The organism is Streptomyces sp. NPDC051963 (genome assembly GCF_044593495.1).
GTDB lineage: Bacteria > Actinomycetota > Actinomycetes > Streptomycetales > Streptomycetaceae > Streptomyces.
Map to the genome: position 1 here is coordinate 95,133 of NZ_JBIUCC010000006.1, position 23,621 is coordinate 118,753.

Consider the following 23,621-nt stretch of genomic DNA (forward strand, 5'->3'; position numbering starts at 1 on the left):
TCCCGCGCCGCTCTTGCCCTCAACCCCACTGGACGTGATCTTCACTGAGAAAACCTCAGTAGCATTCCGATTACGCCCTACCACACATCGTAGGTTACCGCCGGGACTGCGTGGACGGCGCAACTGCTGTTACTGCTGACCGCATACCAACCACCCCAGGTGTTGGTCGCGTAGTCCAGGTAGATGCAGTAATCATTGTGTGTCGTGGTCGAAACTTTTACAGCCTTTCCCACCCATGTCGTGAGATCGTTGGAAGAGAAGACGTCATAGCCACCCACAAGGGACTCGCCGGAGCCATTACCCGGCATCTCGTACCATTTTCCGGCACCATCCCATGTGTGCCAAATGCTACCCGAAGGGGCGATACCGAAGCATTCACTTGCGTTGCGTTTCCAGTCCACCAAGAGAACGGGGTCGGCGTTGAAGTTTCCCGTCGCCCCCCAGCAGGTACGTTCCACCGCCGAAGCGGGCGATGCGAGGGTGCCCAGCAGGGCCGTCAGCGCAACGGTGAAGATGAACGGCAGGCGAAGCAGTCTCACGTGTTATCTCCCTGCATTCGGAACCGTGACTTCCGGTTTCTCGTTGTTTCCTGACCTGTCGGCCTGAGTACGTGCCAGACGGTAACGGCAAAAACCTCGTGGCGTCCACCAATAGCGTGACCCGCCCCTCCGTAAAGTCTTCGATTCTTGGATCGTCGCCGGCGATTTTAGAATTCAGCTCGAAGCCATCCGGAGTTTCCATATTCTGATGATCGACGGGGTGTAATGGAGTCAACGGCGGCCGACAAGGTGGCGGTCGGAAGGCCGTGACTGAAGGACCTCAATGCGGCGGGCGGGGTGTGCGGCCGCCAGGTGGACCTCGAAGTCGTTGACCACGGGTACAAGGCCGATACCGCGAAGACGCTGTATCCGCAGCTGGAGCCGGAGGTGCTCGGCTTCCTTCCGCTCACCGGCCCCCGATCGTGGCGGCCCTGGCCGGCGACGTGCAGTCCGACAAGGTCACCACCACGCCCGCTTGAGTGCGACGCCAACGGGCTGCGTGGCGCGCGCTATTACGCGGAACAGCACAAGCTGAAGCCGCGTGATGTCAAGATCACGTCGACGGACATCGATCTGACCAACGTCGTGACCAGCCCGGAGGGCGACGGCGTCAAGGCGACACATCGACAACACGGCTTCTTGCTTCGCGCTGGACTCGACAACCGCGAGCTACCAAGAAGCGCTCTTCTTCCATGCCTCCGCACAGGACAACTTACTGGAATCAGGCCCCTGTTCGAACCCTGCCGACCAGACGATCGGATAGAGGACAGCCAGTCGCGCGTGGACCCATGAGGCGAATGGCACGTTGAAGACCGCGGGGTGGGCGATGCCGCGGCCGTGGTGGCTGTCGTCACGGTAGGCGTCGCCGTGATCAGTGCACATGATGACCAGCCAGTGGCCCGGCTCGGCAAGCCCGTCCAGGAGCCTGCCGAGCCGGCCATCGGCGTACGACAGGGCCGCTGCCTGCGATGCGGCCCTGTCCTGGCTTGCGCACACGTAGCGGCCGTGCGGGACGTGGGGCGCGCTGACGTTGACCAACGGGAACAGCCGCTGGCGGCCGTGGTGGCGGCTGGCGCGTTCAAGCGCCTGATCGACTTGGCAACGGATGGAATCCAGTTCGGGTGCAGGGTCGGCGAGTCCATGCGCACTGGTTCCTGCGGAAACGCAGTCCGGGTTTGGTGTGCACTGAGCGCGGCGGCTTGAGGTGCCCAATCAGGGGTTCGAGAGCTCTGTTGCATGTTCACGGTCGGTAGCGACTATTGCCCGGGCTGCTGCCGAGAGCGTGGGCCACGGCGTTCAGGTTGCGGTCGTCCTTGCGAAGTTTCGAGGATCAGTGTCCCGGGGTGTTGGACACCGGCGTTTTGAGGGGTTGCCGCGGTTCGGCCCGCATGAGTAGCCGCTTGGGGTGCAAGGTGATGCCGATCTTGGTGGTGCTGTCTGTGCCGGGGCCCGGCTGGAGGCGCCACTGCGCGCTCACCGTGGCCAGGATGATGACGAGCTCGGCCAAGGCGAAGTGGTCCCCCGGGCACTGGCGATTGCCGGTGCCGAAGGGCATCATCGCCAGCTTGGGCACGGCGGCAGCGCGATCGGGGATCCAGCGGTCGGGGTCGAACTCCAGGTGATGGGCGAAGGAGCGAGGGTCGCGCTGCATGGCGTAGGGGCTGTAGGCGATGTCGCTGTGCGCCGGGATGCGGTAGGGGCCCAGGTGGGTGGTAGCAGCCGATCTGCGAGTGAAAATCCAGGCTGCCGGGCGCAGACGCATCGCCTCGGTGATGACGTTACAGGTGTGCGGCAGCCGGTTGACGTCGGCAAAGGTGACCGGTCGGCCCGAGGTAACCGAGTACACCTCGTCGACCAAGCGCCTTTCCTGTTCAGGGTGTTCGGATACCAGGTGATTCGCGCCAGTCTGTGAGCAGATTCCGGGCCGGCGCCGGACCGGTCGGCATCAGCCCGGCGGCGTCAGACGTCCACGCGCCCGAGAAACCAGTTGCCCGGCGCGTTGACGTCCTCGCTGAGCAGGTATTCCTGGATGTTCTGACTCAGCTCTTGTCGGGTGATGTGGCCGTCGCCGTTCCGGTCCAGGTGCTCGAAGGCATCAGCAATCTCCTCCTGCCCGAGAGAGGGGAAGGTCGCCCGGTAGAGGGCAAGGAACTCCGGCCGCGAAAGCCGACCGTCCCGGTCGGCGTCTCCTGCTTCGACGAACGCATCCACTGCCACGCCCAGCGAGTCGGCGTACCCGTCGCGGTCGGACGACAGACCGGTGACGGCGGTGACGTACTCCTTCAGGCTGATACGGCCGTCACCGTCCGAGTCCATCGGAGCAAGCAGCACCTCCCACAGGCGGACGTAAGCGTCGTGAACACGCCGGGCATCCGCAGACTCAGCCGCAAAACCCGAAGCGTCGGCCGCCGCGCGGGCCAGCGCCACGCAGTCGTCCCTACTGAGGTCTCCATCACTGTTGCGGTCCAGCAGATCGAAGCATCGGGCGATCTTCCGCTCCAGGAACGTGTAGCTCATCGCACGCCTCTCGTGTCGGGGACATCAACGGCAACATCCCCTGCAAGAAGCACGAAGACACCAAAGGCGATGATTACGACATATCGAACATCTAGCCCTGGTGTCACCACTGTGGGTTCTGAGTCCACGCAGACGTGGACTCACCGGTTCGGAAGGCAGATCGCCTTGCCCGATCAAGACGGCGCCTCAACCCGGAGGTCGGCCTACGGCTCTTCATCAGCCTGCGCAAAGTGGAGTCCGAGTTCCGCAAGCAAGGTCTTCGCCAAGCTGTCGATCAACGTCCAACGGCGGTTTCGGGATGCCCACCAGCGCGGCGAGCGAGTCGGTCTTGGAGTAGCCGAACGCAGGCCGGCACGGGATCCTTCACTCCGCGACAACCCGCGCCACGATTGCCCGTCGCATCCTGCAGTTTCGCTCGCGGATCAACCCGGACCAAGGCCGACAGGGCTGGAGCAACAGCGTCATAACCCAGAGACGGGGCAGAGAGAAGAGCTGCTTGGGCGGCGATCGGAGTGTCGCATCCTCGACGAGGCGAATTCTGCTGTTCGCAAGGGTGAGAGCCGTCCGAGACGGAGCTGGCATTCGCCACGCTGCACCAGCGCTGTTTCCCCTTGCTCGACCGGCTGAGAAGCCTTCCTCCGAAGCGTCCGACAGGAGGCTCAGCACCGCCAGCCCCACCAGGAATGATCAGGCGGGGCGCCCTCGCACGGCGAACGGGCCGATGACGGCGCACTTGTAGGCGTGGGCGGTGGCTTCACTGATGCCGAACCAGCGGCAATCTGCGCGAGGGTGGTGTGCTCGCGCAGGTACACCAGGGCCGCCAGGGCCCGCTGGTGCGGCGGGAGTTTGCAGCGACGGTCACCCTCGCGGGTGGCGATGAGCATCGTGGCCCATTCCACGAGTGCGTACGGCAGGTCGAGTGCGCGAGGGATAGGTCACCAACGGGGCTCCCTGACTGGCGAGTTGAGGCGTGAGGTATCTCGCTGAACAGTCCGAGGGCGTCGTCTGTCAGAGCCTACTGTCCGTCACTCGATCTGTAGCCACTCTGAAGAGGGGAGGCCGCGCCCCGGCCGGTGTTGTGGTCGCACAGTTGCACGCTGGATGATGAGTGGCTATTCGCCCTTCGCATTCACTTCCTCTGAGGGACAGACGGTGCTCCCGTCCGGCAGCTGCCCCGTCGCCAGAAAGCGGTCGACGTGCTGCTTCACGCAGGCAGAGTGCGGGTAGCCCGTGTGGCCCTGGCCCTGATAGTCGATGATCGCGGGCGAGTCGAGTCGGGCGGCCGTCTCCTCGGTCCATCGATACGGGGTCGCGGGGTCGTTTCGGACGCCGATCAGGAGCATTGGCGGCGCTCCGGGGTGGTCGATGTTTGCGACAAACCCGTCAGCCGGGGGCTGGCCGTGGCAGAGCTCGATCTCCGAGAGTTCGCCGCGTCCAAAGATCGGGGACGCCTTTTGGAACTCCGGCCGCAGGGAGTCGAGTTTCCGCTGAAGGGCCTTCACATCCCCCCCGACTCCACGGTCGGTGTAGTCGGAGCAGTTCACCACCGTCAGGGCCGCGCCCTCGTTGTCCCCCTCTGGCTCGGCGAGTTCCGCCAGGATCGTGAGGTCCTTGTCCCGCTCCAGCCGGCCCAGGCCGTCCGCGAGCTCCGGCCAGGAACGCGTGCCGTACAGCGAGTTCTCGATGGCGAAGGCCAGCGACTGACCGGTGAACTCCTTGCCGCCCTTGCTGGTCAGCGGGGACTCGTCCAGCCGGGCGACGAGCCCTTCGACCTTCTCCACTGCCTTTTCCGGATCCATACCCGTGTACACGCAGCTCGGCTGCTGGGTGCACCAGTCTGCGAAACCCTCGAAGCCGAGTTGCTGGCCCTTCACCACGTCCATGGCCTGTTCCGCCAGGGGTTTGGAGAGGGTGTCGACTCCGTCGAGCACCATCCGGCCGACGTGCTGCGGGAATTGGGCAGCGTAGACGGCGCCGATCCGGGTGCCGTAGGAAGCCCCCAGGTAGTTGAGTTTCGGCTCGTCCAGCGCCGCGCGCAGCACGTCCATGTCCCGGGTGACGTCGACCGTGCCGACGTGGCGCAGGATCGGGCCGGTATGGCTTTCGCAGGCGCGGGCCGCCTTTTCGGTGGCACGCAGCAGCTCGGCAGCGTCCAGGTATTCGGTGCCCACGAGCGGCAGGGCGCCGTCGCAGCTGATCGGGGCACTCTCGGCGATGCCGCGGGGGTCGAAGCCGACCATGTCGTAGGACTTGGCGAGACCCTGCCAGCGGTCGAAGCGGTCGGCAGTGCCCTGGGCGCCGCTCTGCCCGGGACCTCCATAGTTGAGCACCAGTGAGCCCAGCCGGTCCGGGCCGGTAGCCGGGATCCGGGACAGGGCGAGCTCGAAGGCGCCCTGGCCGGGGTGCGCGTAGTCGAGCGGGACCTCGAGCTTCCCGCATTGCATGGACGTGGGGTAGGACGCGGGGCACGGGCCCCAGCCGATCTTCTGCTGGTAGAACTCGGCAAGCTGCGGGTTGTCCGCGGCCGGGCGCGAAGTGGTGCCACCAAGGGTCGCGGCGGTCAGAACCGCAGCGCAGAACAGTGTTGCGCATCGCATGGCACGCTCCGAGGGATGTGCCCCTCTCCCACCATAAGCAGAGGTTGCGGAGGCGGCACTCCTGAGCCACAACCCCAAGTGGTCGGCCCAGCAAGCTCGTCGTCCGGAAGGTCTGGCCGGTGGCCTGCAGCGTGTTGGGAACAGGGAGGGCTTGCACTGGCTAGCGGATCGGGCAGACATCCGCCCGTCCTCAAGTGCCCGAAGAGACCTTCCTGTACAGGGCCCCACGCGGAGTAGGTGGTTGGTTGCCTCTGGACCTCTGGCTGGCGGTGCAGACGCCCAATAGCACCAACCAAAGTTGCGGTTGCCGCTGAGATGAAACAAGCGCAGAGTGAAGAGAGGGTCACAAGTCCTCTCGGAGGTGGCCATGCGAAGCTGCAAGCAGCTCGCCGTTTGGTCTACGGGCCTATGTATGACAGTGACGCTCCTAACAGCAGGGCTCTCCACGGTCTCATCCGCCGGAAATGCTGCGACACAACTGCCGGCATCGGTAGGCCAACCAACACCTGCCGAGGAAGAAGAGATGAGCACGTTTCTGACGGCCACCTATGACCACGTGGATGCCTACTGGCATGAGCAGTTTAAGAGCCTGCAAGCGGAGGGGCCGTCCGCATTCATCGCAATCCCCGTTACAGGCGAAGACCCCTACCGCAGTAAGTGCGTAGAAGAGCCGATCGCCCATGACACTGAGAGCATCTTCTATTGCCCGGACGACGACTGGACGAACAACGAAGGCGTCGACTACACAGGTGGAATCTACTTCCCTGTCACGATGGCCCTGGCCCTCCAAGACCAGCACGGCCCCCTCGCGCCGGCTGTCGTGCTGGCCCATGAATACGGCCACGAGGTACAAAACGAGCTCATGGAGCAAAAGGGTTGGGAAGACATCGTCCAGATAAAAGACGGCGCACCCGTCCTGGAGAACGGCCAGGTCGTTCCGGTGAAGGAAAAGGAACTGATCGCCGACTGCTTCAGCGGAAACTGGACGAAGTACGCCTCTCAGCAGGATCTTATTCCCAGTGTCCGTCTGCCCGATGCCATCAGCGCTCTGGAGTCGGCCGGTGACGTAGTGATCGGTCAAGCTCAACCCCACGGCAGCAAATATGAGCGGACGACCGCCTTTACGTTGGGCTACAACAGTGGCGATCCCGTCCAGTGTATTCACCAGTACTGGGTCACCGAACAGTGGGAATAGAGCTTGCCCAGCAGAGTGGTTCTGGTGACAACGTGGCCCGCACGTACGGCGAGACGGTTTTAGTTGAGGTGTCTCCAGCCAGCGAAGCCGCAAAAATGCCCCCACCGACTGGCCTGCGCACGCTGCCCGTTACGTCCCCAAACAGTCCGCCCACGGCCAACTCCTGGCCGTCTAGGACGGCATCGACCATACGCTCGAACAGCTCGACCTCACCGACGACGAACGGGAGGCTCTCGAAGGCGACCGCGAGGCGGTCAGCGCCCTCGCCGAACTCCTTGCGGACACTCCCACCCCAGCCGGCCTCACCCCCAGGGAGCTGGGCACCAGCAACGCCTTCGTCCCCCTGACCCGCCTAACGAACACCGTCACGCCGAAGGCGGGAAATGAACCATTAGGGATGCGAATGGGTTCGAGAACGAGGTCAAGTCACTCACGCGGACCAGGCTGAGCTCGCTGGGTTCGATCTCGGAGCCGGACAGGACCACTTCAGTGCTCTCGACGCATCCCCGTGCAACCCAGTGACGGTTGTTGCTGTTGCGCCAGAGTTCGAACGTCATGGGTTTCCCGTCTGTCGTGATTGTGACGGGTTCGGAGGCCGGCAGGGTGCGTGTGCCGAAGCGCGGTAGTTGTCACCAAGGCAGCTTGTTGTCACCGGGGTCGTCGGACTACGCGCGCCAGCCCAACCGCCGGTGTCCTGTCGGATTCCCACCCGTTCTCGTTTGTGCTGTCCGCTTCTCATCCGGGCACGTGCTGGGAGACCGTGCCTCGCCTCTCGTAGGACCTCAGCTCACTTCGCCGGAACCTGACGGATCGGAGGCGTCGACGGCGGCAGGTCTGCGAACGAGGTCGGCCACGCGACGTCATCGATGGCGAGCCACGGCGCAGCGGCTACGGCGGTGGGTGTCACCCCGGTGAAGGCTTTGACCTCGCGGTGGAGGTGGGCCTGGTCGACGTAGCCGCTTGCGGGCGCCACCTGGGCGGCGGCGTTACCCGCCGCGAGGAGATGGGCGGCGTGGTCGAAGCGCACCAGCCGGGCGGCGTGCTTGGGGGTGAGGCCGATCTGGGACCGGAAGCGGGACCACAGGCGCTTACGGCTCCATCCGACCTCGTTCGCCAGGCTGTCGACGCGTACCCGTCCCCGGCTGGTGAGCATCAGCCGCCAGGCAGCAGCCACCTCTGGATCAAGCGACGGGCGGGCGCTCAGCCGTCGGCCAAGGGCATCCACTGCGATCGTGAACCGCTCGTCCCACGACGTGGCTGCCCGCAGCCTGTCCTCGGCTCGCCCGGCGTCGCGGCCCCAGACATCCTCCAGGGAGACCACCGTCCCGCTGAGGTCGGCCGATGCGCCGAGCACCGCAACTGCCAGGACCGGCGACAACCGGATCTGGAGGCACTCGATCCCCCCGGTCGCCCGGCCTCCGAGCCGAAGGTCGTGCGGTACCAGTCCAACGACCGTGCTGCCGCATTCGCGCCGGCCGTGGGCGTCGTAGACAAGGCTGTCTCCCTCACTCAGGTCCACGAACAAAGTGACCGAGGGGTGCACGACCATGGCGATATCCACGCGCGCCGGGGCACGTTGGCGGAACCCAGCCATGCTGACACCCGGCAGTCGGCCCGGCTGCCGGGGCACGGCGACCTCCAGCGACGCCCAGTCAGGTGGTGATTCGGTGGACCTCACGGCACCAGGCCAGGCAATGGGTGTCAGCGGCCCGTCGCCGCGAAGTCCAGCAGCAACTCGCCAGTCGCCTCCGGTGCTTCGAGCATGGGGAGGTGCCCGACATCGGGCAGCTGCTCGACTCGCGCGTTCGGTACGGCGTCGTAGTGGTGCGCTGAAGACGGATCCCAGCGGCGGTCGGCAGCACCGAAGATCACCAGAACCGGGACGTCGAGTGCGGTCAGGCGCGCGGGTACGCTCCTCTCGGCGATGTACGCGCCGTTTTGGCGCAGCACCGTCCTGAACGTGCGGTAGCCAATGGCCCGCGCCCCGGCGACCAGGTCGTCCGGGACGTCCACCGGGCGGTTGCACACCACGGTCACCCCCCGGCGGAGCATCGCGTCGGAACGGACTCTCCACAGAAGCGGGCCGAGCGGCGGGGCGATCAGGACCCGAAGGAGGACGGGCTGCGGAAGGAGCGCGTCGGGACTCGGGCCACTGCTGATCAGCGCGAGCGAACCCACTAGGTCCGGGCGCTGTTCGGCGAGGGCGGTGGCGATGTATCCGCCGCTGGAGTGCCCGGCCACGGTGACCGGACGAAGGCCGAGCTCATCGAGGGCAGCGGCCAGGCGGGCTGCCTGCTCAGACACGTCGTACGACGGCGCGGACGGGGACTGACCGTGGCCCGGGAGGTCGACCCGGATGACGTGATACCGGCTGGCCAGTGCCGGCACTACAGGGCCCCAGGAGCTGCCCGAGGCCCCCGATCCGTGGATGAGCACTAGCGGCGGCGCCTCCTGCGGGCCGTCGTGGACCATGTGCATCCCATGCAAGTGCTCGCCGTCGTAGATACCCATGCACGGGAGGATGCCTGGGCTGCCGGCCTCGGTCTTGTACAAATGTCGTCACGGGGCCGACGATCGCCAGGACTTCCGTCTCCACGGCGAGCGGGACTTCCGCGAAAGCCAGGCCGTTTGAGATCGGCGGCCATCTGCAGTCTCGAACTGCGTGGCATTCATACAGGTCAACGAGTCCCTATGTGCTAGCTGCACCGTTACAGGGCAGCCGGGGCACGGGGCAGTTCAGTCGGCTGCGGAGCACGGGAGTCGGTGACAGCCGCGATGCTTTGCGCACTGCTGGTGACAATTAGCGCGCCGCGTCGGTGACAACTACCCTGCCTCGCCCGACTGAAGTCGCAGTTCAGCGGGCTTCGAGGGTGACAGCTATCGTGCTTCGGCTCAGTGCGCAACGCACGAGGCTCCCGTGCCGTTGGGGGAGGTGTTCGAAGTCTCAACCCACAGGCACAGGAGCCGCGTTGGTTCCGTATTCTGCCGCACTCGATCTGCCCCATGCCCTGGTCGAGTGGGTCACGATGCTCATCGTCACCCGCGAGGGTGACCGACGGTGCAAACTCCCGCCGCACCAGCGTGCGCTGGTCGGCCTGGTGTACCTGCGGCGGCACGACACCCTCGCCCAACTCGCGGCCGGCTTCGGCATTTCCGTCGGCACCGCCCACGCCTACACTGCCGCCGTCATCACCCTGCTGGCCGACCGCGCACCCGGACTCCTGCGGCGCCTGCGCGAAGCCGACCCCGACTACGTTCTGCTGGACGGCACCCTCGCGGAGTGCGACCGGGTCGGCGACAGCCGGGCCGACTTCTCCGAAAAGCACCGCTGCCACGGGGTGAACGTGCAGGTGGTGACCGATCCAGGCGGACGACTGCTGTGGATCTCACCCACACTGCCCGGCCGCGCGCACGACCTGACCGCGGCCCGCACCCACCGAATAATCCGAATCTGCGAACGCCAGGGCATCCCGATCCTCGCCGACCGCGCCTACATCGGAGCCGGTCCATGGGTGACAACACCACGCAGACGCCCACCAGGCCGCGACCTCACACCAACCCGGCAAACCGTCAACCGCGCGCTGTCGGCAGCACGCGCCCCGGCCGAGCGCGGCGTCGCACGACTGAAGTCCTGGCGGATCTTCCGCAAAGCCCGGTGCAGTCCCAACCGCATGTCGTCAATCGCAGCCGCCATCCTCACCCTGGAGCGGCACCGCTGAAAAGGCTCCGTGACGTCCTCGACCTCGGCGTCGAAGTTTCGGGGAGCCGAACCACAGGTACACATGGATGTCGCCGGTGACTCGGTTGTAGCGGTGACCCGTGACTTGCCGTGATTCCGGCCGGCCGGCGTCGACAGCGAAGGCGCTGAAGCCTTCTGCCGAGCCAGTGGTGCCTTGATCGTTCATGGGATCTCCCGCGTGCTCATCCGTGATCAGGCATCCTGCCGCCGCAAGAGAAACGGCGGGGAGTGGGGTCGGCATCGAGGGCCGGGGCCAAGGGCTTCCGGATCGACCTGGCCGACCCCAAGAAACGCCTAGTCCACGGGCTGCCCATAGCATCCTCACCGCCCTCATGATCTGCACCCTCAGATCCTGCACGACTGGCAACGCGCCACCGCGAGCGGGCCGATCCACACAACCAAGGGCAACGAGCGGCCTGCGAGCCAGTCCGCGCCCCACCCCATGCATGCGGTGACCGCCTTGACCGGTCCCGCCTTCGCAACCCCCGCCCCTACCCCAGCAGTTGAAGGGTCGCATTTCTGTCTCGATTCTCAACAACTTGCCGCTTCTCCGCCTCCATGGGCGCGCCGCCCGCCCAGACGGAACGCATGCGCTCCCACCCGGACATCCCCGGCGAGGTGCCGCGCCTGGAGTACACGGCGATGAGCCTCAATCCGAACGCGGAGCCCTACGGCCGCAAGAGCCTCATGGAGCTTTTCGACCAACCCCAGCCCAAGGACCGGGCGTGCATGGCGGCGTTCGAGCGCGAGCTCGACATTCCGTGGGCCCTCTACCACGTGCGCCGTCTGTTCCTGCTGTCCGAGGACGGCAAGCGCCGGCCGGTGAAGCGCTCCACCGAACGCGTCGACCTCGGCCGCCCGCACCGGATTGCCAGCCACCTGATCTCCGTCTCCCAGCGGCACAGCGTCGACGTCGAGCACGATTCTCCGGCCGTCACACGTAGACATGCTTGACATATTTTGCGCAGCTTGTAAAGTTTGGATATGACGTCGACTCGATCTACGACCGACAGCGCCCGACGGGAGCGAGTGCTCGCCGCGGCTCTGGAAGTGTTTGGGCGCCATGGATTCCGCAAGACCTCGATGGAGGATGTGGCACGGTCGGCGGACATCTCACGGCAGGGTCTCTACCTGCACTTCCCCAACAAGGAAGCGCTGTTCCGGGCCGCGGTGCGCCAGGAGCTCGACACCGCACTCGACGAGGTGTCCCGTCGTCTGGACGAGGAGGGCGCCGGGCTGGACCGGCGGATCGTGGCCGCACTGGACGCGTGGCTCGGGCGTTATGTGGGGTCGATGCTGGCGTCCGACATCGCGAACATGCTGGAGAATCCCGCGACTCAGCTGAAGGACGTCGTCGATACGGCCATCAGCGCGTTCGACGCCAGGCTCGCTGCCGCGATCGCCTCGGAGACGACCGAGAACGACCGAAGGCGGCTGGGGGTGACACCGGAGGCGGTCGCCGCGGTGCTGCACACCATCGGCCAGGGCTCGAAGTACCTGTCCGGTTCACGGGAGGAGTTCGTGGCCAGGGCCAGTGCCGCCACTCAGTTGGCGCTCGCGGGCTTCCGGACCGGCGAAGAACGTTCATGAAGAACGTTCATGAGGAGAGGTGCGAAATGTCAGATCTCAGGGAGAAGACGTACGGGAACGGTGGGCCCGCGGCCACGCAAGCCGGGCTCCCCCAGGTGCATCTGCGGATCAACGGCGAGAAGGTGCTGCCGAAGTCCGCGGAGTACTGGGAGCACGTGAATCCGGCGACCGGTGAAGTCGACGCGGCGATCCCGTTGGCGGATGCCGACGCGGTGAACAGTGCCGTAGAGCATGCGCATGCGGCGTTCGACGGTTGGCGGCGTACGCCCCCCGCCCGCCGACGCGAACTGCTGCTGAAACTGGCTGACCTGATGGAGCAGCACGGCGACGAACTGGTCCGGCTGGGCACCGCGGAGAACGGGCGCCCGGCGCGATCCGGATCGGGTTTCACGGCACTCGCGGCCGGATGGACCCGCTACTACGCAGGCTGGGCCGACAAGATCATCGGTGAGGTGACGGGCAGTCCGCAGCAGGACGGTGAGCTCGGCTACACCCTGCCTCAGCCGTACGGTGTGATCGGACTGGTCATCACGTGGAACGCCGCGCTCATGTCCATCGCCATGAAGGCGCCGGCCGCGCTGGCGGCGGGCAACACCATCGTGATCAAACCGAGTGAGCTGACCCCGTTCACCGGGGAACTGTTCATGGATCTCGTCGAAGCAGCGGGTTTCCCTCCGGGTGTCGTCAACATGCTCCCGGGCACCGCTGACGCCGGACACCGGTTGGTCACCCACCCGTTGGTCAAGAAGGTCAGCTTCACCGGCGGTCTCCCGACGGCGACCAAGATCCTCACCGCCTGCGCCGAAACCGCCAAGCCAGTCGTCCTGGAACTGGGCGGCAAGTCCGCGAACATCGTCCTCGAGGACGCCGACCTGGATGCCGCATGCGCCCTCAACATGGGAGCGGCCTTCGGCGGCCTCGCGGGCCAGGGATGCGGACTGCCGACGCGGATGCTGGTGCACGAGTCCATCCACGACGAGATCGTCGCCAGGGTGCGCACGCTCGTCGACGCCATCACGGTCGGCGATCCCAATGATCCCGCGACCACGTACGGTCCGGTCGTCAATCAGGGCGCGGTGGACCGCATCATGGGAATGATCGAGCGGGCCGTGACCGACGGCGCCACCCTCGTCGTCGGCGGCAAGCGCATGGACAGGCCGGGCTACTACATCGAGCCCACGGTGGTGACCGACGTGGATCCGTCGTCGGAGATCGCGCAGATCGAAGTCTTCGGTCCCGTGGTGGCGATCACCACGTTCTCCACGGACGAGGAGGCGATCTCGATCGCCAACAGCACGCGGTACGGCCTCTCGTCCTACATCCAGACCCACGACCTGACCCGGGCGCACCGGATCGCGGCCGAGTTGGAGGCCGGAGAGGTGCTGATCAACGGAGCACCGAACCTCGCCGTGCACCGGCCGTTCGGCGGCATCGGGATCAGCGGCGTCGGCAAGGAAGGCGGCCGCGCGGGGTTCGAGGAGTTCCTGCGGGAGAAGAGCGTCGCTGTCGCGATCCGCTAGCTTGCCTCTCGTCAAGCCAATCCGCAGGCATCAAGGCAATCCGTAGATGTCAAGGCAATCCGCAGAGACTTCCCTCCAAAGGAGGAATGTCCCCTCGGGTGAAGCGTTTCTGTTCGAGATCCTCGCCCGCCTGCAGTGGGCGTCAGCCTAGGGTCGTGTTGTCGTCACCCGTGCCCCCGGTGGCTGTGGACCTCCTTCGTCGTCCGTTTCAGCACCGAGGCGGACAGTTCCCTGAACCCACGGTGATGTCGCCATGCACGGCAATGTGGCTCCTCCCTCCCAGCACGTTCGCGCGTACGAGACGGCGGGACGAACGGTCGTCGAACTGCTCGGTGAAATCGACATATCCGTCGCTGTCCGCGTCAACTCAGAGCTGGACGCGGCGACGGAGCGCCCGGGAACCGGGTTCGTGATCGATCTCGGTCCGGTCGAGTTTCTGGACTGCTACGGGCTGAGAATCCTGTGTCGCGCACGGCGACGCGTCGAGGAACGGGGCGGACATCTGACCGTCGTCTGTCCCCACCGCATCATCCGCAAGATGATCCGGATCGTGGGACTCGGGCCGGCCTTCGCCCTGACGACCACACTGGCCGAGGCGCTCGACGGCCGTACGGCCGAGAACTGAGAGCGGCCGAGAACCGTACGCGCGTCTTCCCCAGTCAGAGGCTGGATGCCCAACTCATCGCGCTCGGAGCACCGGTGCCGCAGGCCGGCTGCAATCCGGCCGCCGGGATCCGGGAGGCCCTGGTCGCGGTCGGCGCCCGCAACCTACGGCACGGCGGAACCCACCGCTTCTGCAGACAATTGACGCGTGTTGCCGCTCGGCTGGGGACGCTACCAGCAGGATGGACCTGCACCTGATGACCGCCGTACAGGACACTTCTGTTCGTCGACTTGACCGAGATCCCTACCGCCTCAGAGTGGTGCCAGTGATGGAACGGCCGACGGCACTCCTTTCGCCACGTTGATGAGGGGCGAGTTGAATGCCCGGCGGTGCGCGGTCGAAATGCTCGGACACCTGCACGCCAGCTCCACGATGCGGTCTCTGCGCTCCATCCGGCGGACGAACCTGCTGGTCGCGAGGGCGATCCGGAGTGAAACGACCAGAACAAGACCTACGCCGACTACTCGAGCCGTCTGGCAGAACGGCAGGCGATCTGATGCCCAGACGAGGAGAACGCAGGTCCCGGCAGGCGGCGAAGCCGCTTGAGCGGGGCGCCCAGTTGGCGCACGCCTGGATCGCCCACCACTGGGCTACGGCCCTGACAAACAGCCAGACCTACCTGCGCGCGATCAGGCTGCTTGCCGAGTCACGGACCACTACATGGCCGCCCGACGGCTGGAGTCGCCCTAAGCACGGCTGGACGGAGCGGTCATCGACCCGACGGAAGTGATCTTCGCCTCGAGAAGGACGTGCAGGACCGCTACCCCACCGACTCGCCACGGGTTCACTTGGCGAGTCCTTTCGGTGATCCGTCAACCGTCAACTCCGACGGGAAGTTCGGTGATGCTCAGGGCGAAGTCCAAGTTCCCCACCCCGTGGTTGGCGAGGCCCACCGTGACCACGCCCGCTCCTTCCAGCCAGTGCGCCATTTTCAGGCCGCCGACGTCCAGCGGGCGCAGCCCGAGGCTCTCGATGAACGCCTGACCCGGATCGTGACGAGCCCGGCAACCGGCAACTTCGGTTCTTCTAAAGGACGTTGAGATTGTGACGACTGTGGGATTCATCGGAAGCGGAAGCATCGGCAGGACCCTCGCACGACTCGCTGTCGGTGCCGGGCACCACGTGGTGCTCAGCAACTCGCGCGGTCCCGAAACGCTCGTGGACACGGCCGAGGAACTGGGGCCGCGGGCGTCCACGGCGACGAGCGAAGGGGCCGCGGCGGCCGGTGACATTGTCGTGGTCACGGTGCCGGTCAGCGCCTTCCCCCACGTGCCCGCCCCGCCACTGGCCGGGAAGACGGTCATCGACACCTGCAACTACGGTCCCGAGCGTGACGGGCACATCCCCGAGCTCGACAGCAAATCCCTCACCTCAACCGAGCTGCTTCTGCGGTACGTCCCGGACGCCCTGCTCGTAAAGGCGTTCAACAACATCTTCTTCAAGCACCTGCTGTCACTCGCCCGCCCTGCAGGGGCGGCCGACCGCTCCTACCTCCCGATCTCCGGGGACTCCGCACCGGCGAAGGCGGCGGTGACCGAATTCATCGACTCCATCGGCTACAGCGTGGTGGGCGCGGGAACCCTGGCCGACAGCTGGCGGCAGGCGACGGACACACCGGTGTGGGGAACACCGTACGGGCCGTACTCGAACGAGAAGGGCCAGCAGGTCGGCGAGGACGCCATCCGCGCGGCACTGGCCACCGCAACGCGGTAACCGTCAACTATCGCGGACCGTGACGTCAATGCGCCGAGCGCAGACGGTCCAACTCGGCCTCGATTGCCTTGCGCAGTGGGTCATGCTGCGGACCGAGTGCGAACTGCTCGTCGGTCCATCTGTCGCCGGGATAGAGCCACACCGGTTTGCTGACCAAGTCGGTTGGCTCCCACGCGAATCGCGGCCATACGTGCGCATGCAGGAACCCATCGGTGTTGCCCAGGATCTCCAGATTGACCCTTCGGAAGGCCGGGTCCATGCGACGGGATACTTGCTCGACTGCCTCTCCGAGTGTGTCCATGTCGGAGAGGAAGGACAGCCGCCTGGCCTCAGGCAGATCCGACAGTCTCTCCACCTTCGGGTCGTCCACCAGCAGCACGGAGTAGCCCGGCAGGAACTGAACATCGCCGATCACTGCGAAACCCGCGTTCATGTGACGCAGCACGGCCGGGTTTTCACCTCGCAGCGCACTCCCGATGCGGTCCATTCGCCAGTCAGCAACCATGGCCAAAAAGCTATCTGATCGCCGATCTCCCGATCCGCGGTCAGCGTCTCGGAGCACCGCTCCCGACCGGCACCTGGAGTACACCTCCGTCAGCCTCAACCCCGTATGCCGCGCCGTTCGGCGCCCGGCAGCAGGTGACTGGCGGAAGATCCGTCTCAATACGGAGTCGCTGTGCCAAAGGCACGGATGTCGCGGGGCGGGGGGTGCACGGTACCGGTCGTCAGAGTGTCTCGTGCGGAATCGATGCCTCGTCGGCGATGGGCGTGATGCGCACCGTGGCTGCGCGCGCCCGGTCGGTGGCGATCCCGCCCGAACCGTCGCCGTATTTGCGGACGTAGGCGCGGTCGATGGTGTCGTGGATCGCGGGCTCGTCCTCCGGTGCTGCATGGTCGAAACGGGCGGGGACGGTGCGCCCGCCGAACCGGATGGTTCCCTGTCCGCGGGCCTGGGTGGCCTGGAACCAGCCGGAGACCGGTCCGCGGTAGGCGCGGACGAACACACCGTCCGGGGTGACGACGAGGCCGATCTCGACGCTGCCCCGCAGTGGTCCGTCGTCGGTCCGCGCGGCGAGGACGATCGAGAAGGCGGCGTCCAGGGCCGCGAGCTCCTGCGCGGTCCACTGTCTGGTGTGTGTCGCGGTCATGGCGTACCGAGGTCGTCGATGGTGGCGAGTTCCTGCGGGGTCAGAGTGAGGTCGAGCGCGCCGAGGTTCTCCCGGAAGTGGTCCAGCCGCGTCGTCGCCGGGATGGGCAGGACGCCGGGGGCGATGGCGAGGAGCCAGGCGAGGCTCACCTGCGGGATCGTGGCACCGTGGGCGTCGGCGATCGGTGCGAGCACCTGGTGGAGGTGGGCGGGACCGGTGGTGTCGGTCGGGTCGCCGGGGGTGGTGAGGGAGACCGGCTGCCACGGCACGAACGCGGCACCGGAGGCGATGGTCGCGTCCAGTAGATCCTGGTTGGCGCGGGCGGCGACGTTGTAGTGGGCGGTGACCGCCGCGATCGGGGTGATCGCCTGCGCCGTCTTCAGCTGGTCGACGGTGAGGTTGGACAGGCCGATGTGGCGGATGAGGCCCTCGTCGCGGAGTTCGGCGAGCGTGCCGACCTGGTCCTCGAACGATGCGTCGGTGGCCCAGGCGCTGTGCAGGTAGTACAGGTCGATGCGGTCGCGGCCCAGCCGTCGTGCGCTCATGTGGACGGACTGGCGCAGGTAGTCGGGGTTGCCGATCGCCGTGACGTGAGGGCCGGGGCGGGGACGGACGAACCCGCCTTTGGTCGCGATGACCAAGTCCCGGGCGTAGGGGGCGAGGGCGTCGTGGATGAGCAGTTCGTTGCTGTGCGGTCCGTAGACGTCGGCGGTGTCGATCAGGTTGACGCCGGCGTCGATGACGCCGCGCAGGAGGTCGACACCGTCGTCGTGGTGCGGGTAGGGCCCCCACTGGTCGGGACCGAGGAGCCGCATCGCGCCGTAGCCGATGCGGGAGACGGGCAGGTCCCCGCCGAGCGAGAACGGACGAAACGGACGAGGAGTGGTGTTCCGGGGCATGAGTGGGCTCCTCCTTGGAGCGGTGCTATGACTGACGGCCTGCGTGAGCGGACGTGATCCGAGGCGGCCGGGCCGGGAACGGCGTGCGCTGCGGGCCGGAATCAGTCGTGGGGGGTGTCGGCCGTGGAAGGTGGTGCGGGGGCGGTGTGCCAGGAGCTGAGGATGCGCAGGGCGTTGTCCTCGGGGCTGCCGGGCTCCGCGGTGAGCACCACGAAGGTGACGTCGGGGTCTTCGGGGCTGGTCCAGGTGTCGCAGTCGAGGGTGAGAGGCCCGACGAGGGGATGGCGGTAGCGCTTGCTGCCGGAGGCGGTGTCCGTCACGATCCGTCCGTTCCACCACTGGCGGAACTCGGGACTGCGGACCGACAGCTCACCGACCAGGGTCGCCAGGCGCGGGTCGTCGGGGGTGGCGGCCGTCTCCATCCGCAGGGCTGCCGCGCTGATTCGTCCCGCGTCCTCCCAGTCGGTGAAGAGGCTTCGCATGGCGGGGTCGAGGAAGATCAGCCGCGTGTAGTTGCGCTCGGCCGGCTTCAGCAGGGCGAAGTCCTGGTAGAGGGCCGCGGCGGCCGCGTTCCAGGCGAGGATGTCGTTGTAGCGGCCCAGAACCATGGCCGGCAGGTGACCGAGGCCGTCGAGCATCCGCTGCACCGACGGTCGCACCCGCTGCACCGGGCGGCGACGGCGCGGGGTGGGTGCCCGGCCCGCCAGTTCGTACAGATAGGTGGCCTGGGCCTCGTCGAGACGCAGGGCGCGCACGAGTGAGGCGAGCACGGTGGCGGAGGCGCGCAGACGCCCTTGCTCGATGCGGGTGTAGTAGTCGGTGCTCATCGTGGCCAGACGGGCCACCTCGTCGCGGCGCAGCCCCGGGACCCGCCGGACCGTGCCGTCGTCGGCGAGACCGACCTGCGCGGGGGTCAGCTCGGCCCTGCGCGCCTTGAGGAACGCGCCGAACTCGGAGCGGGGTGAACGCGTATCGGACATGCCAGCCACTATGCCCCAGGCAGCCGTTGCCGAAGAGGGGAAGAAATCTTCCCCGGCACGCGGCTTCCCCGCCAGAAACCTGCCTCTCCCCCATTCCCCATCACGGGGACCGGCCCGGTGGCGCCGCCCGGGCTCGCGGGGCTGGTCCGCATCGGCGGCGTCCTCGTGTGCGGAGCGCGCGACAATCTGCGCGGCTCGGTCGGCGAGTCGGAGCATCGGCGACATCGACGGTGTCGCCGGCACAGAGCAGGTAGAGGGCTGAGCGTGCTTCTGCATCTGGTCCGCCAACCCGTTGGCCCCGGGACCGACGCCACTCAGCTGTGCCGGCGACCGCTCCGACAGGCTCGCAGGCGCAGGCCGCAAGCCTTGGCGCGTCCGGGAGGGGCGCAGAAGACGCTGTTGAGGTCGACGGCGGGCAGAGCAGAACGCGGCGTCCCGGCCGCGGACGACTGACTGGCTCGCTGGGCAGAGGCCCGTGACAGCGGCGCGGCGCGACACGGCCGCCTTCGCCCTTCGGCCTGAGGAACACGCACCCCGCTGCTGTCCGATCACTGCGCAGAGCGCGCCGCCGCCTCGATCATCCGGGCCCTCCACTGCTGGGTCTGTTCCGGCTTCGCTTGCCGCAGAGCCTCGCGGACCCCTGCCGCGTCAAGGTCCGCGGTGTAGACCGGGGTGCCGGGCTGCTGACGCCAGGACTCCGCGAGCGGACCGGCATCCACCGCATCGAAGCCCGCGTCGCCGACGAGTTCACGCACGCGTGCCGTCGTGGCCGGATTGTCGCCGGCGACGGGGATCGCGATCCGACCGGCGGCTCCCGCGGGGCGGCCCAGGCTTGCCAGGTGCTCGGCGGTGACGGTGTTGAACGCCTTCACCACAGGCCGTCCGATCCGCGCCGCCGTCCACACGCTCTCGACGCCGCCGTCCAGCTCGGGGACGGCGGCGTCCCGCAGTCCCGGCACGTAGTTGCCGGCGTCGACGATCACGGTCCCCTCTGGCAGGTTCGTGAGGGCGTCTCGGGCGATGTCCGGCACCGCGCCGAAGGGCACGGCGACGATCACGACGTCCGCACCCTTCCCCGCCTCGGCAACGGTGCGGGCCTGTGCGCCGGTCTCCGCCGCGAGTGCCGAGAGCGTCTGCGGACCGCGGGAGTTGGCGACGGAGACACGGTGTCCTGCGGAGGTCAGCAGGCGGGTGAGAGTGGAGCCGACGTTCCCGGCACCGATGATGCCGATGTTCATGGCAATTCCCTTCAGACGCTGGGGAGGACGGGTTCGCCCGCGAACGGCGAGTCCGGCGGATACAGGTCCCGCAGATAGGGCTGGTCGCGCTGGAGGTCGCACGGTTCGACCCTCACGTTGCCGGGACCGAGCGCGATCAGCAGCCCGGGGTCGGAGCGCAGGAGGTCTCCGTACCCGAGCGTCGCGAGCCGCCGCTTCTCGGCGGCGTGGTCGTCGGCCCAGTAGCCGATGTGGTGGAAGTAGCCGCTCTCCGGCACGGCCAGGGGGGTGCCGGGGATCGCCTGCCAGAGCTCGACGGCGAACGGGCCGCCGAGGGAGAACGTCACGTGACAGTCCACGTCGTGCGCGTGGCCGTGCCCGTCCTTCATGGTCAGCGACCGGACGACGACCGGGCGCCAGGCCAGCTCGAATAGGGTGCCGAACTCGGCCATCCCCTGTTCCAGTTCGGGTACTGCGAAGCCGATGTGCCAGATCCTGCTCATGGTTCAACTCCCTTGATGCACCTGCGCGTTCGGACCGCCGAACAGCACGTCCGTGACCCGGGCGGCGAATCGCCAGCCGTCCTCGGTCCGCACGTAGCGGCCGGTCTCCTCGGTGACGGCGAACGGCGTGGTGCCGCCCGTGCCGTCGTCCATGTACACGGTCAGGACGCACACGCCCTCGGCCGTGTCGGCGCCGGTGAGCGTGAAGCGGGTGTTGGTGTGAACGTGCCGCGTCCGCACGGCGGGGCGTTCGGCGCCCCACCTGCGGATCGCGTCCCGGCCGCGCAGTGCCGTTGCGCCGAGGCGCATCTCACCGTCCTCGGTGAACAGCTCCCATGCGGTGTCCGCGCGGCCGTGGTCGATGCGCCATGCGGTCTCGGTGAGCAGTTGCGTCAGGGCGAAGTGGTCCGTGGCGCTTGCTGGTTGGCGTGTCACGATGCCTCCGGTCGTAGGCTCGGGTGGGGTTCCGGCGGGCCGCCGAGGACATGGCGCCGGGAGCGGGGGCGGCTGCCGTCGACGTCGGTGACGTCGAGGTAGGCGCCGAGTTCGGCGCCTATGACCGTGCGCCCCGAGAAAGCCATCAGCTCGTCGGACGCATAGAGCGCCGCGATCACGCGCCCGGTGAAGTAGGGCGACTCGCGCGGCGGGAGCGCGGCGCGCTGCTCCGGCGTCAGTGTCAGCGACCGCAGATGGGCGCGGGCGCGTTCGGTGTCGACGCCGCCCATCCAGATCGACAGCGCGGCGACACCGTACGGGTACAGCTCCTTCGCCATGTCGGCGGCCATCTTGTCGGCTCCGGCCTTCTGCGCGCCGTACGCGGGGCCCTGGTGGTACGAGACGGCGCCGTAGTGGCCGGTGTTGACGATCAGGCCGCGGTCACCTGCGATGAGCAGCGGTGCGGCGTGCCAGGCGGCGACGTAGTGCGAGCGCAGGCCGACGGTCAGCACGTCGGCGGTGGACAGCGGGCGCTCCCAGAAACCGCCGGGAGCCGGGGCCGCGACCATCGCGGCGTTGTTCACCAGGATGTCGAGCCTTCCGTGCTCGGATCGCACCCGTGCGAACAGCTCCGCGACAGCGGCGTCGTCCGCGTGGTCGACGACGACAGGGATGCCGCTGCCGCCCGCCCGGGTGACGTCCTCGGCGGTCTCGCGCACGGACCCGCCGTACGGCGAGTCCCCGCCGCCCTGCGAGCGCCCCGTCACATAGACCGTGGCCCCGGCGCCCCCGAGCGCCTCGGCGATACCCTTCCCCGCACCTCTGCTGGCGCCGGTGACCACGGCAACGACTTCCTTGCCGGATCGTGTCACGGCATGCCTCCTCACGATGAAAAGCAGCGGTGAACTGCGAAAACAGCAATCGGACAGGATGTCCGTTTACCTATTTCGACGATATGGACACCGTGTCCGGTTGTCAAATAGAGTGAGCCCATGAACGCAGTCCCCCACACCTCGAACCGGCGCGCGGATGCCGTGCGCAACCGCTCGGCACTGCTCGCGGCCGGCGGACGCGTGTTCGCCCGCCGCGGTGTGGAGGTGCCGATGGAGGAGGTCGCACAGGAAGCGGGCGTGGGCCGCGGCACCCTCTACCGGCATTTCCCGAGCCGCCAGCACCTCCTCGGCGCCCTCATGGAGGAACAGGCCGCCCACCTCGCCGCCGAAGCCCGCCGCCTGCTGGCCGAGGGTCCGGTCTGGGACGGCGTCGTCGCCTGGCTGCGCCTCTACGACGAGAGCCTCGCCCGCTACCGCGGCGCCAGCGACCACGTCGGCGCCGGTCTCGACGGCACATCCCCGCTCGCCGGGGCCTGCCGGCCCATGCGGGCCGCCTTCGCCGAACTCCTCGACCGGGCGCGCGAGCTGGATCTCGTACGGCCCGACATCACCGCCGAACAGGCCCTCGCCCTGGTCGCCGCCCTCCCCAAGGACTCCGCGACGGGAACCGCACAGGCACCGTTCCTCGACATCGTGACCCAGGGGCTGCGGGCCTGACACCGGGCCCGGGCCCTGTGCGGCGGGGGCTTCATCATGGGTCGATGCCCTGGACGTCGACACCGGCGGGACGCTTCAGCCGCCACCGGCACAGCGGAGAAAGACTTCGCTCGTGTGCTACCGGCCCTGACATGATCGGTGACATGAAGGTCCTTGTGATCGGAGCGACAGGAACGATCGGCAGCGCTGTCACCCGTGCGTTAGAGGCATCGCATCAGGTGGTCAAGGCATCCCGTAGAGGGCCGGTGAAGGTGGACATGGAGGACCCGTCCTCCTTGGACGCACTCTTCGACGCGGTGCCGGATCTTGATGCCGTGGTGTGCTGTGCCGCCAGCGGCCCGCTGGTGGACCTGGAGTCAGCGGCGGATGAAGAGATCGCGGCTGGAGTGCAGGGCAAGCTGCTGGGGCAGGTCGCGCTGGTCCGACGAGCTGTGCGCCGTCTGCGCGACGGCGGTTCCATAACGCTGACCGGGGGCACATTCGCCACCCCGCTGGCCGGCGGTTCTCTGGGAGCTCTCGTCAACACGGGCCTGGAAGGCTTCGTCCGCAACGCGGCCAGCGAGCTGCCGCGAAGGCTTCGCATCAATCTCATCAGCCCTGGGTGGATCAAGGAAACCCTTGAAAGCATGGGCGCGGACGGGAACGACGGAACTCCCGTTTCCGAGGTGGCCCGGGCGTACGTGACAGCGGTGGAAGGCACCGGGCAAGGCCAGACCATACGTCCGTGAGACCGCTGCGGTGACGCTCCGCGACGGCACCCCAAGATCTGTGCCAGGACCCCGTCTAGAGCCTCGTGCCGACGACCCGACGACCCG

24 protein-coding genes and 2 pseudogenes are annotated in these 23,621 nt (G+C 67.3%); 9 read left to right on the plus strand and 17 right to left on the minus strand.

The features are described from left to right. Positions 1-77: 77 nt before the first annotated feature. From ACIHFB_RS24915 to ACIHFB_RS24940, 6 genes and pseudogenes are all read right to left on the minus strand, one after another. The gene (locus ACIHFB_RS24915; protein WP_365281742.1) at positions 78-539 is read right to left on the minus strand and encodes a hypothetical protein; all 462 of its coding nucleotides are present in this window, start codon (positions 537-539) and stop codon (positions 78-80) included. Between the two features lie 669 nt (positions 540-1,208). Beyond that, positions 1,209-1,751 carry a hypothetical protein gene (locus tag ACIHFB_RS24920; protein WP_400127947.1) on the minus strand — a complete coding sequence of 181 codons (543 nt, stop codon included), beginning with the start codon at positions 1,749-1,751 and terminating at the stop codon, positions 1,209-1,211. A 118-nt stretch (positions 1,752-1,869) separates the two neighbouring features. After that, a complete protein-coding gene (locus ACIHFB_RS24925) occupies positions 1,870-2,457 on the minus strand; it encodes a cytochrome P450 (protein WP_400128267.1) in 588 nt (195 codons plus the stop codon). 41 nt (positions 2,458-2,498) lie between these two features. After that, the gene (locus ACIHFB_RS24930) at positions 2,499-3,056 is read right to left on the minus strand and encodes an EF-hand domain-containing protein (RefSeq protein WP_400127948.1); all 558 of its coding nucleotides are present in this window, start codon (positions 3,054-3,056) and stop codon (positions 2,499-2,501) included. 702 nt (positions 3,057-3,758) lie between these two features. Beyond that, a pseudogene (locus ACIHFB_RS24935) lies at positions 3,759-3,940 on the minus strand (transposase family protein); the annotation flags it as partial. A 228-nt stretch (positions 3,941-4,168) separates the two neighbouring features. Beyond that, complete coding sequence (locus ACIHFB_RS24940) at positions 4,169-5,653, minus strand: alpha/beta hydrolase (RefSeq protein WP_400127949.1); 1,485 nt, start codon at positions 5,651-5,653, stop codon at positions 4,169-4,171. Positions 5,654-6,065: 412 nt separating this feature from the next. Here ACIHFB_RS24940 and ACIHFB_RS24945 point away from each other — a divergent pair, with 412 nt between their 5' ends. Beyond that, positions 6,066-6,848, plus strand: coding sequence for a neutral zinc metallopeptidase (locus ACIHFB_RS24945; protein WP_365281746.1), 783 nt, complete (start codon positions 6,066-6,068; stop codon positions 6,846-6,848). Between the two features lie 787 nt (positions 6,849-7,635). Here ACIHFB_RS24945 and ACIHFB_RS24950 read toward each other — a convergent pair. Both ACIHFB_RS24950 and ACIHFB_RS24955 read right to left on the minus strand, forming a co-directional pair. Then, positions 7,636-8,442, minus strand: a complete 807-nt coding sequence (locus ACIHFB_RS24950; RefSeq protein WP_400127950.1) for a helix-turn-helix domain-containing protein — start codon at positions 8,440-8,442, stop codon at positions 7,636-7,638. Positions 8,443-8,549: 107 nt separating this feature from the next. Further along, positions 8,550-9,359, minus strand: a complete 810-nt coding sequence (locus ACIHFB_RS24955; protein ID WP_400127951.1) for an alpha/beta fold hydrolase — start codon at positions 9,357-9,359, stop codon at positions 8,550-8,552. 458 nt (positions 9,360-9,817) lie between these two features. On the opposite strand from ACIHFB_RS24955, the gene ACIHFB_RS24960 reads away from it, so the two are divergent. The 5 genes from ACIHFB_RS24960 to ACIHFB_RS24980 all read left to right on the plus strand — a co-directional run bounded on the left by ACIHFB_RS24960 (position 9,818) and on the right by ACIHFB_RS24980 (position 14,322). Then, positions 9,818-10,567, plus strand: coding sequence for a transposase family protein (locus ACIHFB_RS24960; RefSeq protein WP_400127952.1), 750 nt, complete (start codon positions 9,818-9,820; stop codon positions 10,565-10,567). 578 nt (positions 10,568-11,145) lie between these two features. Next, positions 11,146-11,541, plus strand: coding sequence for a hypothetical protein (locus ACIHFB_RS24965; RefSeq protein WP_400127953.1), 396 nt, complete (start codon positions 11,146-11,148; stop codon positions 11,539-11,541). Positions 11,542-11,571: 30 nt separating this feature from the next. Beyond that, entirely contained in the window at positions 11,572-12,177 is a 606-nt protein-coding gene (locus ACIHFB_RS24970) for a TetR/AcrR family transcriptional regulator (protein WP_400127954.1), read from the plus strand. 26 nt (positions 12,178-12,203) lie between these two features. Next, complete coding sequence (locus ACIHFB_RS24975) at positions 12,204-13,697, plus strand: aldehyde dehydrogenase family protein (RefSeq protein ID WP_365281751.1); 1,494 nt, start codon at positions 12,204-12,206, stop codon at positions 13,695-13,697. Between the two features lie 253 nt (positions 13,698-13,950). Beyond that, on the plus strand, positions 13,951-14,322 hold the full coding sequence (locus ACIHFB_RS24980) for an STAS domain-containing protein (RefSeq protein WP_365281752.1): 372 nt from the start codon (positions 13,951-13,953) through the stop codon (positions 14,320-14,322). Between the two features lie 851 nt (positions 14,323-15,173). Here the strand turns inward: ACIHFB_RS24980 and ACIHFB_RS24985 are convergent. Beyond that, positions 15,174-15,344: pseudogene (locus tag ACIHFB_RS24985) on the minus strand (NADP oxidoreductase); the annotation flags it as partial. Between the two features lie 70 nt (positions 15,345-15,414). On the opposite strand from ACIHFB_RS24985, the gene ACIHFB_RS24990 reads away from it, so the two are divergent. Further along, on the plus strand, positions 15,415-16,074 hold the full coding sequence (locus ACIHFB_RS24990) for an NAD(P)-binding domain-containing protein (RefSeq protein ID WP_365281753.1): 660 nt from the start codon (positions 15,415-15,417) through the stop codon (positions 16,072-16,074). A gap of 25 nt (positions 16,075-16,099) precedes the next feature. Here the strand turns inward: ACIHFB_RS24990 and ACIHFB_RS24995 are convergent, their stop codons facing one another. The 8 genes from ACIHFB_RS24995 to ACIHFB_RS25030 form a co-directional block, all read right to left on the minus strand. Further along, positions 16,100-16,579 carry a diadenosine tetraphosphate hydrolase gene (locus tag ACIHFB_RS24995; protein ID WP_365281754.1) on the minus strand — a complete coding sequence of 160 codons (480 nt, stop codon included), beginning with the start codon at positions 16,577-16,579 and terminating at the stop codon, positions 16,100-16,102. Positions 16,580-16,799: 220 nt separating this feature from the next. Then, on the minus strand, positions 16,800-17,222 hold the full coding sequence (locus tag ACIHFB_RS25000) for a DUF2255 family protein (RefSeq protein WP_365281755.1): 423 nt from the start codon (positions 17,220-17,222) through the stop codon (positions 16,800-16,802). Continuing rightward, positions 17,219-18,121: an aldo/keto reductase gene (locus tag ACIHFB_RS25005; RefSeq protein ID WP_365281756.1), complete on the minus strand. Its 903-nt coding sequence runs from the start codon at positions 18,119-18,121 to the stop codon at positions 17,219-17,221. Before ACIHFB_RS25005 ends, ACIHFB_RS25000 begins: the two co-directional genes overlap by 4 nt. Positions 18,122-18,222: 101 nt before the next feature. After that, positions 18,223-19,101 (minus strand): helix-turn-helix transcriptional regulator, encoded by an 879-nt coding sequence (locus tag ACIHFB_RS25010; protein ID WP_365281757.1) that lies wholly within the window; start codon positions 19,099-19,101, stop codon positions 18,223-18,225. Between the two features lie 548 nt (positions 19,102-19,649). Continuing rightward, positions 19,650-20,339 (minus strand): NADPH-dependent F420 reductase, encoded by a 690-nt coding sequence (locus ACIHFB_RS25015; RefSeq protein ID WP_400127955.1) that lies wholly within the window; start codon positions 20,337-20,339, stop codon positions 19,650-19,652. An 11-nt stretch (positions 20,340-20,350) separates the two neighbouring features. Beyond that, positions 20,351-20,821, minus strand: coding sequence for a VOC family protein (locus ACIHFB_RS25020; protein ID WP_400127956.1), 471 nt, complete (start codon positions 20,819-20,821; stop codon positions 20,351-20,353). A 3-nt stretch (positions 20,822-20,824) separates the two neighbouring features. After that, entirely contained in the window at positions 20,825-21,256 is a 432-nt protein-coding gene (locus ACIHFB_RS25025; RefSeq protein WP_400127957.1) for a nuclear transport factor 2 family protein, read from the minus strand. Beyond that, entirely contained in the window at positions 21,253-22,128 is an 876-nt protein-coding gene (locus ACIHFB_RS25030) for an SDR family NAD(P)-dependent oxidoreductase (protein WP_400127958.1), read from the minus strand. Before ACIHFB_RS25030 ends, ACIHFB_RS25025 begins: the two co-directional genes overlap by 4 nt. A gap of 120 nt (positions 22,129-22,248) precedes the next feature. Here ACIHFB_RS25030 and ACIHFB_RS25035 point away from each other — a divergent pair, with 120 nt between their 5' ends. Further along, positions 22,249-22,806 carry a helix-turn-helix domain-containing protein gene (locus ACIHFB_RS25035; protein ID WP_365281762.1) on the plus strand — a complete coding sequence of 186 codons (558 nt, stop codon included), beginning with the start codon at positions 22,249-22,251 and terminating at the stop codon, positions 22,804-22,806. Between the two features lie 143 nt (positions 22,807-22,949). Beyond that, positions 22,950-23,534, plus strand: coding sequence for a short chain dehydrogenase (locus ACIHFB_RS25040; RefSeq protein ID WP_400128268.1), 585 nt, complete (start codon positions 22,950-22,952; stop codon positions 23,532-23,534). Positions 23,535-23,621 lie beyond the last annotated feature (87 nt).